A 15,842-nucleotide genomic window follows, 5' to 3' on the forward strand; every position below is an offset into this window, starting at 1 on the left:
CTTTGCTCCAAGCAGGTGCAGGGCGCAGCCCTGCAAAAACCCTACTTCACCCAGTCGGCAATCTCGCCGTGCGCGAATGGGCCCAGCTTCGCCTTGACCATGCGCCCGTCCGCATCGAACAGCACGCTGTAGGGCAGCAGGCCCTGTGCGTTGCCCAGCTGCACGCTGGCATCGCGTGGGCCCGGCGCGTCCAGCACGATGGGGTAGTGCACCGGCACCCGCTGCAGGAAATCGGCCACGCCCTCAGGGGTATCGAGCGCCAGCCCCAGCACCTGCACACCGGCGCTCCCCTGTGCCTGGGCGAAACGCTGCAGTTCGGGCATTTCTTCCACGCAGGGGCCGCACCAGCTGGCCCAGACATTCACCAGCAATGGGCGACCGGCGAAGCGCTGGCGGATGTCCAGCGGCTGGCCCGATGGGTCGGGCAGTACCAGTGCGGGCAGGGCATCACCGGGTCGCAACGTGGGCGCGCTTGCCACAGCAGCATCGGAAGGCGCGCGCGGCGCCGTGGGTGCCGGCGTTAGCCGGTGCCCGGCCCACAGGCCCAGGCCGGCGGCCAGCACCGCTGTCCACAGCAGTGCGGGCCGCTGCCACTTCACCGCGCGGTGCGCAGCAGGGCTTCTTCCACCACTGCCTGGGTCAGCAGGGTGGGCAGCACGGTGGGCGGGGCGCCGGGGCCGTACACCACGTACAGCGGCACGCCCACGGCCTTGTGCTCTTCCAGGAAATCGGTGATCTGCGGATCGACGTTGGTGTAGTCACCGCGCATGTACACCGCATTGGTGCGGCGGAGCAGGTCCTTGAACTCCGGACGCGACAGCACCGCGCGTTCGTTGGCCTTGCAGCTCACGCACCAGTCGGCGGTCATGTTCACGAACACCACGCGGTTGTCGGCGCGCAGGCGGTCCAGCAACTGCGGCGAATACTCCACCACGTTGTCGGTGCTGGTCTGGGCGGCACGCGCCGGCAGTGCCAGCTGGGTCACGCCCCAGACCGGCACCAGCGCGGTCAGCACCAGCAGCACGCCCAGCAGGATGCCACCGCGCTTGCTGCGCCAGCGGCTGGTTTCGAACAGCCACAGGCCGCCGGTCAGCAGCAGCAGCCCGCCCAGCGCCAGCGCCATGCCATCCACGCCGCGCTGCTTGCCCAGCACCCACAGCAGCCACAGCGCGGCGGCATACATCGGGAAGGCCAGCACGTGCTTCAGGGTTTCCATCCACGGGCCGGGCTTGGGCAGGCGCCGTGCCAGCGCCGGCACGAAGCCGATCAGCAGGAACGGCAGGGCCAGGCCCAGGCCCAGGAACAGGAACACCAGCATGGCCGCCACCGGCGGTGCCACGAAGGCGTAGGCCACGGCCGGGCCGAAGAACGGACCCACGCAGGCGCTGCCGACCACGCAGGCCAGCACGCCGGTGAAGAAATCGCCGGCCGGGCCGCTGCGGCTGGCCAGCGACTGGCCGAAGTTGCCTACGCCACCGCCCATGGTGAACACCCCGGACAGGCTCAGGCCGACGGCGAACATCACGTAGGCCAGCGCGGCCACCACGGCCGGGTGCTGCAGCTGGAAGCCGATGCCCACCGCGTTGCCCAGCATGCGCAGGCCCACCATCGAGGCGCCGATCACCGCGAAGGCCACCAGCACGCCCAGCGTGTACCACATGGCATGGCTGCGCGCGCGCTCGGCGCTTTCACCGCTCTGCGCCAGGCTCAGGACCTTCAGCGACAGGATCGGCAGCACGCACGGCATCAGGTTCAGCACCAGGCCGCCGCCCAGCGCCAGCAGCAGCACCCACAACAGCGAACTGTCGGTCTTCGGCACGGTGCCTGGCGGCTTGGTGCGCAGCGCGTTGTCCGGGCGCGCATCGGCGGCGAAGGCGGTCGCGCCGGGCGCGGTGTCTGCAGCGCTCGGCGCAGGATCGTTCGGCACGGTCGGCAGCAGGCGGCGCAGCGCGCCGTCGCCGCCTTCGCGCGCGGCATCGGCCGCAGAGCCGGGCAGCGGCTGGATCACTTCGCTGCGTGCGGCGGTGGCCGACGCACTGGCGTTGACCTTGCCGGCAGGAATGGCCAGCTTCACCCGGCGGGTCATCGGCGGGTAGCAGATGCCGTCGGTCTGGCAGCCCTGGAAGGTGACCACCAGGGTGCCGTCCACCGCATCGGCGCGGCTGCGGCGCAGCGGCAGCGGCACTTCCACCTGGTTGAAGTACACCGAGACATCGCCGAAGTGCTCATCGCGGTGCGACTGCGCCTTCGGCCAGCGCGGGGTGTCGGCCAGCACGCCACTGCTGCCTTCCAGCTTCAGCGAGGTGCGGTCGCGGTACAGGTAGTAGCCCGGCGCCGGGCTGAAGCGCAGCAGCAGGGTGTTGCCGTCGCTGGCGATGGCATCGAAGGCGAACGCCTGTTCCGACGGCAGCGGTAGGGCCTGGGCCGTGCTGGCGCCGGGCAGCTGCAGGCCGCGCGCGGTGCCGGCCCCGGCCAGCGGGTTGTTGAAGGCAGGCGTGTTGCCGCTGCGCGCGGCCGGCGCTGCCGCCGCATCGCCACCGGGCAGAGAGACCTGCACCACGCGCTTCTGCGGCGGATAGCACACGCCGGCGTCGGCGCAGCCCTGGTAGCGCACTTCCAGGCTGATCGTGCCGGCGCCATCGGTGGGCGCGCCGGGCAGGGTCGCCAGCAGGCGCTGGCGGTAGGTTTCCACCTCGCCGAAGAAATCGTCGTGGTGCTTGTCACCGGCCGGCATCTGCAGCGCGCCGGCATTGAAGGCGGTGTCGGCCTTCACGCTGGTGCGGTGGCGGTACAGGTAGTAGCCGGGAGCGATCTTGAACTGCAGTTGGATCTGCCCCCGTTCGGGCGCGGTGGCGGTCAGCGCGAACGCCTGGTCCACCGGCAGCAGGTCCTTCTCGTCCAGAGCGAAGGCCGGCAGGGAAAGCCACAACAGGGCGCACAGGGCGGCGCCACGCGCAAACAGAGTCTTCAAACGGTGTCCTCCCGGGTCTGCGCCCGGATCCAGTCCAGATACGCCGGCAGGCCGGCCCGGCTTTCGACCGCAATGCACTCCGGGAGTTCATACGGATGCAGGGCGACGATCCGGGCGATGGCGGCATCGACCCGGCTGGCCGTGGTCTTCACCAGCAGCTGCAGTTCGGTATCGGTGGTTACCTGGCCTTGCCAGCGGTAGGTCGAACGCGCGCCGTCCAGGCGGGTCACGCAGGCGGCCAGCTGTTCGCCCACCAGTGCGTGGGCGATGCGTTGGGCACTGTCCGCGTCGGGGCAGGTGGTGAACAGCAGCAGGACGGGATCGGCGATCGACATGACCGCCGAGTATAGGGCCCCTGTCCGGCCGGGTCAGGGCCGGACAGGGGAATTGCAACTTTCTTCAATGCGGATCAGTTGGCCAGCTGGCAGGTGGCCGGCTTGGCCGAGGTGAACAGGGCCGGGGTGGCCCACTCGGGGTGGTCGATGAACGGGTTGCGGTTGCCCTGGAAGCTGTAGATCACGTCATTGCGGGCGCGCTCGGCGTCGTTCGGCGGATCGGCCAGGTGCCAGTCGATCAGGGTGGACAGCAGGCCCATGTAGGCCGGCGAGCTGCTGGTCTTGACGATCTTGCTGCGGTCGTCGGTCAGTTCCAGGTCCGGCTCGGACTGGCCGGTGGCCGCATCCTTGCCGCCCTCATAGCGGATCGCCATGTACATCACCGCACGCGCCATGTCGCCCTTGCGCTGGCCCCAGACCTCGAACGTGCCGGTGTTGCCGTCCGGGGTGCGCACCCAGTTGGAATTGCCCGGGTAGCCGCCGCTGCCGCCGCCCTGGCCGTTGTTGGCCTCGGTGGCGCGTTCGCCGCAGTTGCTGTCGCACTTGCCGAAGGGCTTGTTGCCGCGGTCGGCATTCCACTGCGCGTCGGTCAGGTACAGCATGTGGGTATCGGTGTACGGGGCGTACGGCAGGCCCTTGTCGCCGGTGGTGCTGGCAAAGCCCAGCGAGTTCGGCCAGGTGTGTTCGCGGTTGTACTTCAGGCCGCCGCCACTGCCGGCACGGTCGGTCACCTTGGTGTAGCTGCGGTTGCGGTAGGCATCCAGGATCTTGCCGCTGTTGTTCGGGTCTTCGTCGGCGATTTCCAGGATGGTCCAGGTGCTGGTGCCCGAGCCGCTGTACGGGTAGGCGGTGTGGCCCTTGATGGTTTCATGCAGCGAGCAGCGCAGCTGGCTGGGGCTGCTGGTGTTCACCTTGGAATAGTAGCCCTCCGGGGTGCCGGGGTTGCCGGGGTTGCCCGGGTCCGGGTTGCCGGTGGTGCTGGCCACGGTGAAGGCGATGCGGCTGTCGGCGGCCGGGTGCGCGCCCTGGCTGTCGGTGATGCGCGCGGCGCGGATGTCGAAGCGGCAGGCTTCGCCGGCCACCAGGGCGGTGTTGGTGGACAGCTTCACGGTGCGGCCGCTGGTCGGCCAGGTCAGCGGCACGCTGCCCGAACTGCCGCAGCTCAGGCTGAAGGCGCCGCTGGCCAGGGTCACCGTTTCGCTGAACACCACTTCCAGATCGGCCGCGGCCGGGAAGGTGCTGCTGCCCTGCGCCGGGGTGGTGGTGCTGACCGACGGCGGGGTGTTCGGGCCCGGGGTGCCGCCACCGCCGGTGAAGGTCTGGCTGGTGTTGCAGCGGCCGAAGGTCTGGCCGGCCGATTCGGCCCAGGTGAAGTGCGCGTACTGGCTGCCGCTGCCGGTCAGCTGCAGCGAGGTACCCGGCGCGGTGCTGTTGGTTTCGGCCACCGGAATGTTCTGGCTGGTCATGCCGGCCGCCGGGCCACCGGCCGCGGTGATCGCGCCCTCGTAGCTCAGGAACTGAACGACCTTGCCGCTGGCGTCGACCAGGGCGATGCCGTCGTTCGGCCCGTTCTGCAGGCCATTGGTCGGGTAGGTGACCACCGCGATGGTGGCGCTGCCGCAGCTGGCGGCGGTGCCGGCCGGCACCGGGTTGTTGGCGTAGACCGCTGCGGCCGACGGGTTGCTGCCGTTGTACAGGTACAGGCGGTAGCCGGACAGGTCCTCACCGGCGGTGGCGACCACTTCGATGGCCTCGCCCACGTCGCCGGCAGCGGTGCTGTCGTCATAGTGCAGTTCGTTGATGAAGACCTCGGCCTGGGCCGGCGCGGCGGCCAGCGCCAGCAGGCAGGCGGCGGCGAGCGGGGACAGCAATCGCATCGACTACTCCTTGTGATTGGGAATGCCGGGCGAGACTAAGGCCGATCACGTGACACTTTGTCGTAACTGAACGCCAGATATCTGACACTGCGACGCCCGTCACCAAAAAACCGGGAACTTCGCCGGATCTGCGCCGCAGCGCACCGTCGAAAAATTTTGCCGCGATGGCCTTGAAAGGCCCCCGGCGGGCTCCATCTCTGTCCTGCTCCCGACCTGTCGGGCTTTTTCACGCGCAATGCTGGCAGTCACCCTGGGTGAGTGCTAACATCGCCAGACTTTTTCAGACCAATCAATAACTTAAGAGGTCTCTCATGAGCATCAAGCCGCTGCACGACCGCGTTGTGGTCAAGCCGATCGAAGCCGACGAAATCTCCGCCGGTGGCATCGTCATTCCGGATTCGGCCAAGGAAAAGTCCACCAAGGGTGAAGTCGTGGCCGTCGGCCCGGGCAAGCCGCTGGACAACGGCAGCGTGCGCGCGCCGTCGCTGAAGGTCGGCGACAAGGTCATCTACGGCCAGTACGCCGGCAGCTCGTACAAGAGCGAAGGCGTCGAATACAAGGTCCTGCGCGAAGACGACGTGCTTGCCGTCATCGGCTGAGCCCCGCCGCGACCTGCTGCATCCCCTGATTCCAAACACCCAGCCGCCGGGCATGGCCCGGCGCTACCAATGAGGTAACTGCAATGGCTGCCAAGGATATTCGTTTCGGTGAAGACGCCCGTTCGCGCATGGTGCGCGGCGTCAACGTTCTCGCCAATGCCGTCAAGGCCACCCTGGGCCCGAAGGGCCGCAACGTCGTGCTGGAAAAGAGCTTCGGCGCCCCGACCATCACCAAGGACGGCGTCTCCGTCGCCAAGGAAATCGAACTGGCTGACAAGTTCGAGAACATGGGCGCGCAGATGGTGAAGGAAGTCGCTTCGCGCACCAACGACGACGCCGGCGACGGCACCACCACCGCCACCGTGCTGGCCCAGGCCCTGATCCGCGAAGGCGCCAAGGCTGTTGCCGCCGGCATGAACCCGATGGACCTGAAGCGTGGTATCGACAAGGCCGTCGTGGCCGCCGTTGCCGAGCTGAAGAACATCTCCAAGCCCACCGCTGACGACAAGGCCATCGCCCAGGTCGGCACCATCTCGGCCAACTCGGACGAGTCGATCGGCCAGATCATCGCTGATGCGATGAAGGAAGTCGGCAAGGAAGGCGTGATCACCGTTGAAGAAGGCTCGGGCCTGGACAACGAGCTGGACGTGGTCAAGGGCATGCAGTTCGACCGCGGCTACCTGTCCCCGTACTTCATCAACAACCAGCAGTCGCAGACCGCTGACCTGGATGACCCGTTCATCCTGCTGCACGACAAGAAGATCTCCAACGTCCGTGACCTGCTGCCGGTGCTGGAAGGCGTCGCCAAGGCCGGCAAGCCGCTGCTGATCGTGGCCGAAGAAGTCGAAGGCGAAGCGCTGGCCACCCTGGTGGTCAACACCATCCGTGGCATCGTCAAGGTCGTGGCCGTGAAGGCCCCGGGCTTCGGCGACCGTCGCAAGGCGATGCTGGAAGACATGGCCGTGCTGACCGGCGGCACCGTGATTTCCGAAGAAGTGGGCCTGTCGCTGGAAAAGGCCACCATCAAGGACCTGGGCCGCGCCAAGAAGGTGCAGGTTTCCAAGGAAAACACCACCATCATCGACGGCGTGGGCGACAAGGCCAACGTTGATGCACGCGTGGGCCAGATCAAGACCCAGATCCAGGACACCTCCTCCGATTACGATCGCGAGAAGCTGCAGGAACGCGTGGCCAAGCTGGCCGGCGGCGTTGCCGTGATCAAGGTCGGTGCTTCGACCGAAATCGAAATGAAGGAAAAGAAGGATCGCGTCGACGACGCCCTGCACGCTACCCGTGCAGCCGTTGAAGAAGGCGTGGTTCCGGGCGGCGGCGTGGCCCTGGTCCGTGCGGTCACCGCGCTGGCTGGCCTGAAGGGTGCCAACGAAGACCAGAACCACGGCATCCAGATCGCCCTGCGCGCGATGGAAGCCCCGCTGCGCGAAATCGTCTCCAACGCCGGTGAAGAGCCGTCGGTCATCATCAACAAGGTGAAGGAAGGCAGCGGCAGCTTCGGCTACAACGCCGCCACCGGTGAGTTCGGCGACATGCTGCAGTTCGGCATCCTGGACCCGACCAAGGTGACCCGTTCGGCTCTGCAGAACGCTGCTTCGATCGCTGGCCTGATGATCACCACCGAAGCCATGGTTGCCGAAGCTCCGAAGAAGGACGAGCCGGCCATGGGCGGCGCCGGTGGCATGGGTGGCATGGGTGGCATGGGCGGCATGGACTTCTAAGTCCACGCCTCCCCGATGCAATGAAAAACCCCGCCGCAAGGCGGGGTTTTTTTTGTGGGTCCACGGCCTGCGTGGATGCGCGCACGCAAGCAGGTTCGCGCCGGCCGGTTTCATGCTGCACGCTGCCTTGCCGCCGCAATCTGCCGGCACTAGCCTCCGCGCATGCCTACTTCGTTCCTCGTCGTCGACGACTTTCTTTCCCCGGCCGATGCGCAGGGCCTGCGCCGTGCCGGCCTGGGCCTGGATTACCCCGAGCAGGATGGCGCATTCCCGGGCCGCAATTCGCTGCAGCGCCTGGAAATGCAGGGGCTGGCCGGTGCAGCCGCTGCAGTCGCACGGGAAATTCCGCCTGACCCTGGCCAACGACGTGGGTCGGGCGCGGGTGCATACCGACCATTCGCACTGGTCGGGCATCCTCTACCTGAGCGCGCCCGAACATTGCCAGGGGGGCACTGAATTCTTCCGCCACCGCCGCACCAACACCGACCGCCTGGCACTGAACCCGGCCGAGCTGGCCGCACTGGGCTACGCCGATGGCGCGGCCATGCACCGCGACATCATCGAACGCGACAGCAACGACGAAAGCGCCTGGGAACCGACCATGACCATTCCCATGCGTTTCAACCGTCTGGTGCTGCTGCGCCCGTGGTTCTGGCACACGGCTGGGCCTGCCTTCGGCGACTGCGCGGAGAACGGGCGTCTGGTCTACCTGATGTTCTTCGAACAGGCCGGTTGAGGCAGCGGGCGCCGATCTACTTCACGAACGCCTTCGACGCACCGTACTCCCACTGCCAGGGCACGCCGGTGTCGCCCAGTACGAATGCCACCAATGCAGGGAAGGTGGCTTCGGCTCGTACATCGTTGCCCAGGATCACCACGCAGCGCTGGCGCTGTTCGAGGCAGACCAGCGTATTGCCAACGGCATCATCGTGGCCGCCCTTGTAGAAGCCCGGCCCCTGCGTTCCCCGGAAGGTCACCACGCCCAGGCCGGCCGCCAGATCGCTGCGCTGCTGCGCTGCGGGCAGCTCCGGCTGCAGCGTGGGGAACTGGCTGGCGGTGGTGATCGGCAGCTGCGGGCGCACCAGCTCCCTGCGCATCGCCGTCGACAGACCCTCGCCGCGCACGTAGCCGGCTGCGAAATGGGCCATGTCGTTGATGGTGGTGTCCATCGACCCGGCCGCACGCACGCGGCTGCGCTCATCGTGCGGTTCGGCGCTGCCCTGCTGGGTCCAGCCATCGGCCAGGTTGCCGGCAAAATCATTGCGCCACATCATGCTGGTGCGTGGCATGCCGAAGCGATCGAACACGCGCTGCTGCATCAGCGTGCCCACGTCCAGGCCCGGGCGCCCGCGCTCGAGCACGAACTGCAGCAGGATCAACCCCTCGCCGGAATAGCCATAGCGGCTGCCGGGATCGAAGTGGAACCTCAAGCGGCCGTCAGGCTCAAGGAAAGCGAAGTTGGCAAATCCGCTGGCATGGTTCAGCAGCAGACGCGGTGTAAGCTGGCGCCAGCGTGGGTCGTCGGCCAACACGGTGTAGTCGGCGTACTTCCGTGGCTCGGCAGGGTAGTCCGGCATCGGCTTGTCCAATGCCGTGGCAATGCTGGCATCCAGATCGATCACCTTCTGTTGCGCCAACTGAGCCACCAGATGGCCGAAGGCCATCTTGGTCAGCGATGCCGCATACATCACTGTGTCGGTGCGCAGCGGCTCTCCGGCGGCGTTGCGTTCGCCATAGGCGGCCACGTGCACCACCTTGCCGCCATCAATGACCGCCACGGCCATGCCGCGTGCATGCGCGGCCCGCATCAGGCGCTGGGCTTCGGCATCGATGCGCTCCGGCGTTGGAACCGGCAGAGCGGGCGCAGCCAGTCCGGCCAGTGGCAGCAGCGTCAGCAACAGCAGGAAAACACGGCACATGCGCGGAACTCCTGATGGGACCGGGCGATCCTACCCCCACCCGGCGCCGCCGTCATCGCCCACCGTCATCCCTGCGGCGGCCGCCGCAGGCAGATCCGCTCGGCACCTGCGCTGATATCCACCTGGCCGCCCTGCATCACGTCCGCGCCCAGGATCACCGCCGGGCGCTGGTCCAGGCCGATGGCCCGGAACACTGGCAGTTCGCTGATGCGCACCTCCACCGCGGGGTGCTGCCAACCGGCACTGGCCAGCGCCGGCAGGGTGTACAGCCACGTGGGCGTCGGCTTGCCGCCCAGCCCTTCGCTGCCCTTGCTGCGCACCCGCACGCGCGCATCGCTGCCATCGGTGCGCAACCCCAGCGCACTGGCCGCTGCGTTGTTGAGGATGGTCTGCGCGGCACCGGTATCGACCACGCCGATGGCCTGCACACCGTCTTCGCCCAGGCGCAGGGTGACGAAGCCGAAGCCCTTCAGCACGCCACTGCGATCGGGCAGGGCGTTATCCTGGCAGTGGGCATCAGGGCTTGGCAGTGAGCGGGCCGGCCACAGCAGCAGGCGCGATTGGGCGAAATCCCAGCGCGTATCGAAGCGCGCGGTGATGTCCTGGCCGATGATGCCGTGCAACGGCGCGCTGTCTGCCGACGACAGGCTGGCCAAGTCGGCCTGCAGTGCGGTCACCTGCAGCTGCAGGCTGCCCAATGCCATCGCCACGCTGCGCGTGCTGCGCAGGGCCAGGCCGCCGGCGCTAGCGCCCTGCGCATCATGATCGCGCGCGTTCGGGTCCCGCAGTCCAAAGCGCTGCACCACGGCGGTATCCAGCAGGGTCGCGCTGGCGGCGCTGTCCACCACCAGGTGCAGCGGCTCGTCGCGGCCGTCCAGCGTACCCAGCACGGTGGGGTGGCTGGCCTGCATCGTCATCGGCAGGCTGTGCAGAGCAGGGGGCTCGGCCAGGGCAGGCAGGGCGGTGAGCAGCAATGGGAGCAGGGCCAGGCGCATCGGTGTATTCCTCGGGAACGAGTGGCCATTTCGCCGCAGGCGCGTGTTGCCGGTATGTCGCTGCTGATACCGGGCCGATACACAGCGCCGTCATACTGGTTGCATGAATGCTACCGCCACCCTGATCGTCGTGGATGACGATGCCAGCATCCGCGATGCTATCGCCGACCACCTGCTGCTGCACGGCTACCGCGTGCGCGTGGCGGCCGATGCCGTGGCGATGGACGTGCTGCTGCAGGTCGAGCGCCCCGACGCCATCATCCTGGACTGGATGATGCCCGGCGAAGACGGCTTGTCGGTGTGCCGCCGGCTGCAGTCGCGGGCCATTCCGATCCTGATGCTGTCGGCCATGGGCAGTGCGCCCGACCGCGTGATCGGGCTGGAAATGGGCGCCGATGACTACCTGGGCAAACCGTTCGACCCACGCGAACTGCTGGCGCGGGTGCGCGCACTGCTGCGCCGGCAGGAAAAACTGCACGCACAGACCCCTATCGAACTGCGCTTTGCTGGCTGGCGCCTGCTGCCCGAGCAGCGCCGCCTGCTGGCACCAGACGGCGCCGAGGTCGTGCTCAGCCGCGGCGAATTTTCCTTGCTGCAGGCGCTGGCCGAGCGGCCCGGCCGGGTGCTGGACCGCGAGCAACTGATGCAGCTGACCCGTGGTGATGACAGCGACAGCGTGGACCGCGCCGTCGATCTGGCCATCAGCCGCCTGCGCCGCAAACTGGCCCAGGCCGCCGGCGATGCCGAAGGATTGGTGCAGACCCTGCGCGGTGAGGGCTATCGCTTCGGTGCGACGGTGGAACGGCTGTGAGGCCGCGTTGGAGCACGGCACGCTGGATCGCCCTGCTGGCGCTCAGCAGCCTGCTTCTGGCAACCGCGGTCAGCATGGCGGTGGTCGGCTGGTTGCCGCGCCCGGCGGCGCCACAGATGCGGTTGGACCAGGCCATGCAGGTGCTGCGCGGCGAGCGCGCGGCCGACAGCCTGGGCCTGCGCGTGGATCTGCGCGAACACGCCCCGTCCGGTACCAGTCATGCGCGCCTGCAGGCGCTGGCGGTGGACGGCCTGCAGCAGCCGACGCAGCAGGTGCGCCTGGTCTGGGCGGGCAACCACCGGCCACCGGATGTCCATGTGGTGGCCGCCCGCGGCGAACAGGGGCGCGATGGCGACGCCGCCGTGCTGAGGGCCGCGCAGCAGGTGCTGGCCAGTCTGCCCTGGCCGCCGTTCGAACTGGCCCTGCAGCAGGCCGATGGGCGCTGGCGCGTGGTCAGCAGCGCCTACAGCGATCTGGCTGCGTGGCGCAGGCAGGTACTGCTGGCCCTGCTCGGCGGCACCGTGCTGCTGGCACCGCTGGCCGCCTGGGCGGCGGTGCGGCTGGGCCGTCCGCTGCGTCGGCTGGCCGAGGCCAGCGCCACGCTGGACCTGCACGCGCAGACGCCGCTGCCCGACGATGGGCCGCGCGAAGTGCAGATGCTGGCCATCGCGCTGGATGCAGGGCGCACCCGCCTGCGCGAGCAGGCGCAGCAGATGACCCGCATGCTGGCCGCCGTGGCACACGACCTGCGCACGCCGCTGACCGGCCTGCGCCTGCGCGCGGACTTCGCACCGCCCGCACAGGCCGAACGCATGGTGGCCGACATCGAACGCATGAACGCCATGATCGAACAGGTGCTGGATTACGCCCGCGGCGAGTTGCAGCCATCGCAGCTGCAGCGGATGGACCTGGTGCCCCTGCTGGACGACTGCGTGCAGGCCGCGCGGCTGCGCGGTGTCGACCTGACGGCAGTGCTGCCCGCGATCCTGCCGTGCCGTGCCGACGCCCTGCTGCTGCGGCGCGCGCTGGACAACCTGATCGACAATGCCAGCCGCTATGCGGGCGCGGTGGAGCTGCGTGCCGCGCAGCGTGACGATGGGCTGCAATTGGACGTGATGGATCGCGGCCCTGGCATTCCCGCGGCAGATCGCGAGCGCTTGCTGCAGCCCTTCCAGCGCAGCGAAACCTCGCGCAGCCGCGCCACCGGCGGCACCGGCCTGGGCCTGGCCGTTGCGGCCAATGCCGCCCGCCACCACGGCGGTTCCCTGCAGCTGCTGGACCGCGAAGGCGGTGGCCTGATCGCCCGCCTGCACCTGCCCCGGTAGCGTCGACTGCTTCGTAGAGTCGAGCTTGCTCGACTGCTGTTTGCTTCAGTCGAGCAAGCTCGACTCTACCGCCAGGTCTTGCATCACCCGCTCTTTCATCAATATGATTAGCCGCCTAATCAAATGAGCGAATAGAGTGCTGGAAGCCAAACACATCGCGCTGATCGAAGAAGCCGCCCGCCGCGGCCACGCCAACCTGGCCCAGCTGCGCCTGTGCTTCCAGCTGCTCTCCGCATCGGCCGCGATCGACCGCGACTGCGCCACGCGGCTGGCCCCGCATGGGCTCAGCGAAGGACGCTTCATCGTGCTGTTCCTGCTGCACGGCGCCGGCGGCACGTTGCCGCCGCATGAACTGGCCGAACGCGCCGGGGTCAGCCGCGCCACCATCAGTGGTCTGTTGGACGGGTTGCAGCGCGAGGGGCTGCTGCAGCGACGCAACGACGCCGAAGACGGGCGCCGCCTGCAGATCGTGCTGACCGCGCGCGGCAAGCGCCTGGCCGAAGACCTGTTCAACCAGCACACGCAATGGATAGGCGGCCTGTTCGACGGCCTGGATGGCGCAGAGCAGGTGCAGCTTTCGCGGTTGCTGGCCAAGGTCTGGCAGCACACCGACAGCGGCCGTTCGTCCCAGCCATGAGCACGCTGATCAGCCCCACGCGGCAACGTGAGCTGGATACCGGCGCCGCGGCAAGTACGCACCTGGCCGAATGCCTTGTGGTGGATTTCGCAGTACTGCTGCGCGCCGTTGCGGATATTCCGGAACACGCGCTGCAGTGCATGCGCGATGCCGCCGGCAAGGGCATCACCCAGCGCATGGCGCTGGCCGCAGTGCTGCTGCGCGAAGCCGGGCAGGGCGCAGCCGCGCAATGGCAGTCGCGTCCCTCGGACACCGTGCGCGGCTGGGCCTGCTACCTGATTGGCAGTGATCACACGCTCACCTTGCCCGACAAGCTGCAGGCCATGCGTCCGCTGGCCGACGACCCGCACTTCGGCGTGCGCGAATGGGCATGGCTGGCCGTGCGTGCCGATCTGGTCACGGCCCCGTTGCAGGCGCTGCAGCTGTTGCTGCCCTGGACCCGGGAGGCCTCGCCCCACCTGCGCCGCTATGCCTGCGAAGCACTGCGCCCACGCGGGGTGTGGGCCACGCACATCGCCGTGTTCAAGCAACAGCCAGAGCAGGCGCTGCCGTTGCTGGAAGCACTGGCCAACGACCCCGAGCGCTACGTGCAGGACTCGGTAGGCAACTGGCTGAACGATGCCGGCAAGACCCAGCCGCACTGGCTGCGCGAACTGTGCGGCCGCTGGCAGCGCGAGCACACCAGCAGCGCCAATGCGTACATCCGCACCCGCGCCCAACGCTCGCTCACGAAGTTGTAGAGTCGAGCTTGCTCGACTGCTGTCCGCTTCTGCTCTTCGTAGAGTCGAGCTTGCTCGACTGCTGTCCGCCTCTGCTTTTCGTAGAGTCGAGCTTGCTCGACTGCTGTCCGCCTCTGCTCTTCGTAGAGTCGAGCTTGCTCGACTGCTGTCCGCCTCAGTCGAGCAAGCTCGACTCTACCCAGCCCCAACCCGCCAGGACCATCGCGGCACATGCGCATGTCATCGATTCCGGGTAAACATGGGTATTGCCCATGTCCACCCGCAGGGAAGTCGATCATGCAGAGCAAGCTCCAGGTCACGCTGTACGGAACCCTTGGCGACAGCCCGGCGTTGCAGTTGCCGGGCGTGGAGGGTCCGTCGGTGGCCATCCTGGAATCAACCCTGCGGCGGCTGGTGTCCGATCTCTACACCGCACGCTCGCTGCTCAATCCGGAACAACTGGATGAAGCCCGGTTGGAGCTGGACCGCGTGGTGGAGCGCTGGGTGGATATCCACGAAGGCCTGCTGCTGGACCTGGAAGTACACGGCAAGCGGTAGTGCCAGCACGGCTGAACCGCAGCCCCAGTTGCGAATGAAACAGTTGGCACCCGCCAAAACCCTGTGTTATCAATACATCCCATGAACGCAGCCCACGCCAACTTTTATTGGTATTACTTTCCGAAGCCCCCGGCGGAGGAAGGACTGCGCTCACCCTGAAGAAACCTTCAGACGCATTCCCGAAAGCCGCCAGCGAACCTGGCGGCTTTTTTCTTGTCGCCACGCTGCGGACCCCCACCTTCCGTAGAGACCCCCGCCATGCCCCCGCACACCGACGACCTGCGTATCCGCACCATCGAACCGCTCACACCGCCTGCCCAGCTGCTGGCGATGCTGCCCTGCGACGATGAAGCGTCCGACACCGTCAGCGCCTCGCGCGCGGCCCTGCACCAGATCCTGCACGGCCGCGACGACCGCCTGGCCGTGGTGGTGGGCCCGTGCTCGATCCACGACCCGCACGCCGCCATCGAATACGCCCAGCGCCTGAAGCCCCTGCGCGATGCGCTGGCTGGCGAACTGGAGATCGTCATGCGCGTGTACTTCGAAAAGCCGCGCACCACGGTGGGCTGGAAGGGCCTGATCAACGATCCGGACCTGGATGGCAGCTTCAAGATCGACAAGGGCCTGCGCATTGCCCGCGGCCTGCTGCGCGACATCAACAAGCTGGGCCTGCCGGCCGGCGTCGAGTTCCTCGATGTGATCTCGCCGCAGTACATCGCCGATCTGGTCGCCTGGGGCGCGATTGGCGCGCGCACCACCGAAAGCCAGGTGCACCGCGAACTGGCCTCGGGCCTTTCCTGCCCGGTCGGCTTCAAGAACGGCACCGACGGCAACGTCAAGATCGCGGCCGATGCAGTGGGCGCAGCGTCCAATCCGCACCACTTCCTGTCGGTCACCAAGCAGGGCGGCACGGCCATCGTGTCCACCACCGGCAACCCGGATTGCCATGTGATCCTGCGTGGCGGCAAGCAGCCGAACTACGATGCGGCCAGCGTGGGCGAGGCCTGCCAGGCGCTGGCCAAGGCCAAGCTGCCGACCCGTCTGATGATCGATGCCAGCCACGCCAACAGCCTGAAGAACCCGGACAACCAGCCGAAGGTGATCGAGGACATCGCCACCCAGCTGGAAGACGGCGAGCAGCGCATTGTCGGCGTGATGGTGGAAAGCCACCTGGTCGGCGGCCGCCAGGAACTGCTGGAAGGCCAGCCACTGGTCTACGGCCAGAGCATCACCGATGGCTGCATTGATTGGGACACCACCGTGCAGGTGCTGGAGCGCTTGGCCGCTGCCGTGCGCGCCCGCCGTGAAGTGAAGGTGTCCGAAGCCGCTTGAATGCGGCACGTGTGTGGATGGCGGCCAGCGC

At 67.8% G+C, this 15,842-nt stretch carries 15 protein-coding genes; 9 read left to right on the plus strand and 6 right to left on the minus strand.

The window, feature by feature from the left end; translation table 11 throughout:
- Nucleotides 1–41: 41 nt before the first annotated feature.
- The 4 genes from IAE58_RS02325 to IAE58_RS02340 form a co-directional block, all read right to left on the minus strand.
- Nucleotides 42–599, minus strand: coding sequence for a TlpA disulfide reductase family protein (locus tag IAE58_RS02325; protein ID WP_199933551.1), 558 nt, complete (start codon nt 597–599; stop codon nt 42–44).
- The gene (locus IAE58_RS02330) at nt 596–2,971 is read right to left on the minus strand and encodes a protein-disulfide reductase DsbD domain-containing protein (RefSeq protein ID WP_199933550.1); all 2,376 of its coding nucleotides are present in this window, start codon (nt 2,969–2,971) and stop codon (nt 596–598) included. The genes IAE58_RS02325 and IAE58_RS02330 overlap by 4 nt, the downstream gene beginning before the upstream one ends.
- On the minus strand, nt 2,968–3,306 hold the full coding sequence (gene cutA, locus IAE58_RS02335; RefSeq protein WP_199933549.1) for a divalent-cation tolerance protein CutA: 339 nt from the start codon (nt 3,304–3,306) through the stop codon (nt 2,968–2,970). The genes IAE58_RS02330 and cutA overlap by 4 nt, the downstream gene beginning before the upstream one ends.
- A 74-nt stretch (nt 3,307–3,380) precedes the next feature.
- Nucleotides 3,381–5,183 carry an endonuclease gene (locus tag IAE58_RS02340; protein WP_199933548.1) on the minus strand — a complete coding sequence of 601 codons (1,803 nt, stop codon included), beginning with the start codon at nt 5,181–5,183 and terminating at the stop codon, nt 3,381–3,383.
- A 311-nt stretch (nt 5,184–5,494) separates the two neighbouring features.
- Here IAE58_RS02340 and IAE58_RS02345 point away from each other — a divergent pair, with 311 nt between their 5' ends.
- The 3 genes from IAE58_RS02345 to IAE58_RS02355 all read left to right on the plus strand — a co-directional run bounded on the left by IAE58_RS02345 (nt 5,495) and on the right by IAE58_RS02355 (nt 8,251).
- Nucleotides 5,495–5,782: a co-chaperone GroES gene (locus tag IAE58_RS02345; RefSeq protein ID WP_006396661.1), complete on the plus strand. Its 288-nt coding sequence runs from the start codon at nt 5,495–5,497 to the stop codon at nt 5,780–5,782.
- An 83-nt stretch (nt 5,783–5,865) separates the two neighbouring features.
- Nucleotides 5,866–7,515 (plus strand): chaperonin GroEL, encoded by a 1,650-nt coding sequence (groL, locus tag IAE58_RS02350; RefSeq protein WP_108750286.1) that lies wholly within the window; start codon nt 5,866–5,868, stop codon nt 7,513–7,515.
- 316 nt (nt 7,516–7,831) lie between these two features.
- On the plus strand, nt 7,832–8,251 hold the full coding sequence (locus IAE58_RS02355) for a DUF6445 family protein (protein ID WP_325166820.1): 420 nt from the start codon (nt 7,832–7,834) through the stop codon (nt 8,249–8,251).
- Nucleotides 8,252–8,267: 16 nt separating this feature from the next.
- Here IAE58_RS02355 and IAE58_RS02360 read toward each other — a convergent pair whose 3' ends face one another.
- Entirely contained in the window at nt 8,268–9,434 is a 1,167-nt protein-coding gene (locus IAE58_RS02360; protein ID WP_199933547.1) for a serine hydrolase domain-containing protein, read from the minus strand.
- 65 nt (nt 9,435–9,499) lie between these two features.
- Nucleotides 9,500–10,429, minus strand: a complete 930-nt coding sequence (locus IAE58_RS02365; RefSeq protein WP_199933546.1) for a pepsin/retropepsin-like aspartic protease family protein — start codon at nt 10,427–10,429, stop codon at nt 9,500–9,502.
- 103 nt (nt 10,430–10,532) lie between these two features.
- Between IAE58_RS02365 and IAE58_RS02370 the strand changes: the two genes are divergently transcribed.
- The 6 genes from IAE58_RS02370 to IAE58_RS02395 all read left to right on the plus strand — a co-directional run bounded on the left by IAE58_RS02370 (nt 10,533) and on the right by IAE58_RS02395 (nt 15,811).
- The gene (locus tag IAE58_RS02370) at nt 10,533–11,240 is read left to right on the plus strand and encodes a response regulator transcription factor (protein WP_199933545.1); all 708 of its coding nucleotides are present in this window, start codon (nt 10,533–10,535) and stop codon (nt 11,238–11,240) included.
- Nucleotides 11,241–11,272: 32 nt separating this feature from the next.
- Nucleotides 11,273–12,565: a HAMP domain-containing sensor histidine kinase gene (locus tag IAE58_RS02375; protein ID WP_199933567.1), complete on the plus strand. Its 1,293-nt coding sequence runs from the start codon at nt 11,273–11,275 to the stop codon at nt 12,563–12,565.
- A 136-nt stretch (nt 12,566–12,701) separates the two neighbouring features.
- Nucleotides 12,702–13,202 carry a MarR family transcriptional regulator gene (locus IAE58_RS02380; RefSeq protein ID WP_199933544.1) on the plus strand — a complete coding sequence of 167 codons (501 nt, stop codon included), beginning with the start codon at nt 12,702–12,704 and terminating at the stop codon, nt 13,200–13,202.
- Complete coding sequence (locus IAE58_RS02385; RefSeq protein WP_199933543.1) at nt 13,199–13,942, plus strand: DNA alkylation repair protein; 744 nt, start codon at nt 13,199–13,201, stop codon at nt 13,940–13,942. Before IAE58_RS02380 ends, IAE58_RS02385 begins: the two co-directional genes overlap by 4 nt.
- 276 nt (nt 13,943–14,218) lie before the next feature.
- Nucleotides 14,219–14,479: a hypothetical protein gene (locus IAE58_RS02390; RefSeq protein ID WP_108754304.1), complete on the plus strand. Its 261-nt coding sequence runs from the start codon at nt 14,219–14,221 to the stop codon at nt 14,477–14,479.
- Nucleotides 14,480–14,737: 258 nt separating this feature from the next.
- Nucleotides 14,738–15,811 (plus strand): 3-deoxy-7-phosphoheptulonate synthase, encoded by a 1,074-nt coding sequence (locus IAE58_RS02395; RefSeq protein ID WP_199934629.1) that lies wholly within the window; start codon nt 14,738–14,740, stop codon nt 15,809–15,811.
- The last annotated feature ends 31 nt before the right edge of the window (nt 15,812–15,842 follow it).

This window comes from Stenotrophomonas sp. S49 (assembly GCF_016624905.1).
Classification (GTDB): Bacteria; Pseudomonadota; Gammaproteobacteria; order Xanthomonadales; family Xanthomonadaceae; genus Stenotrophomonas.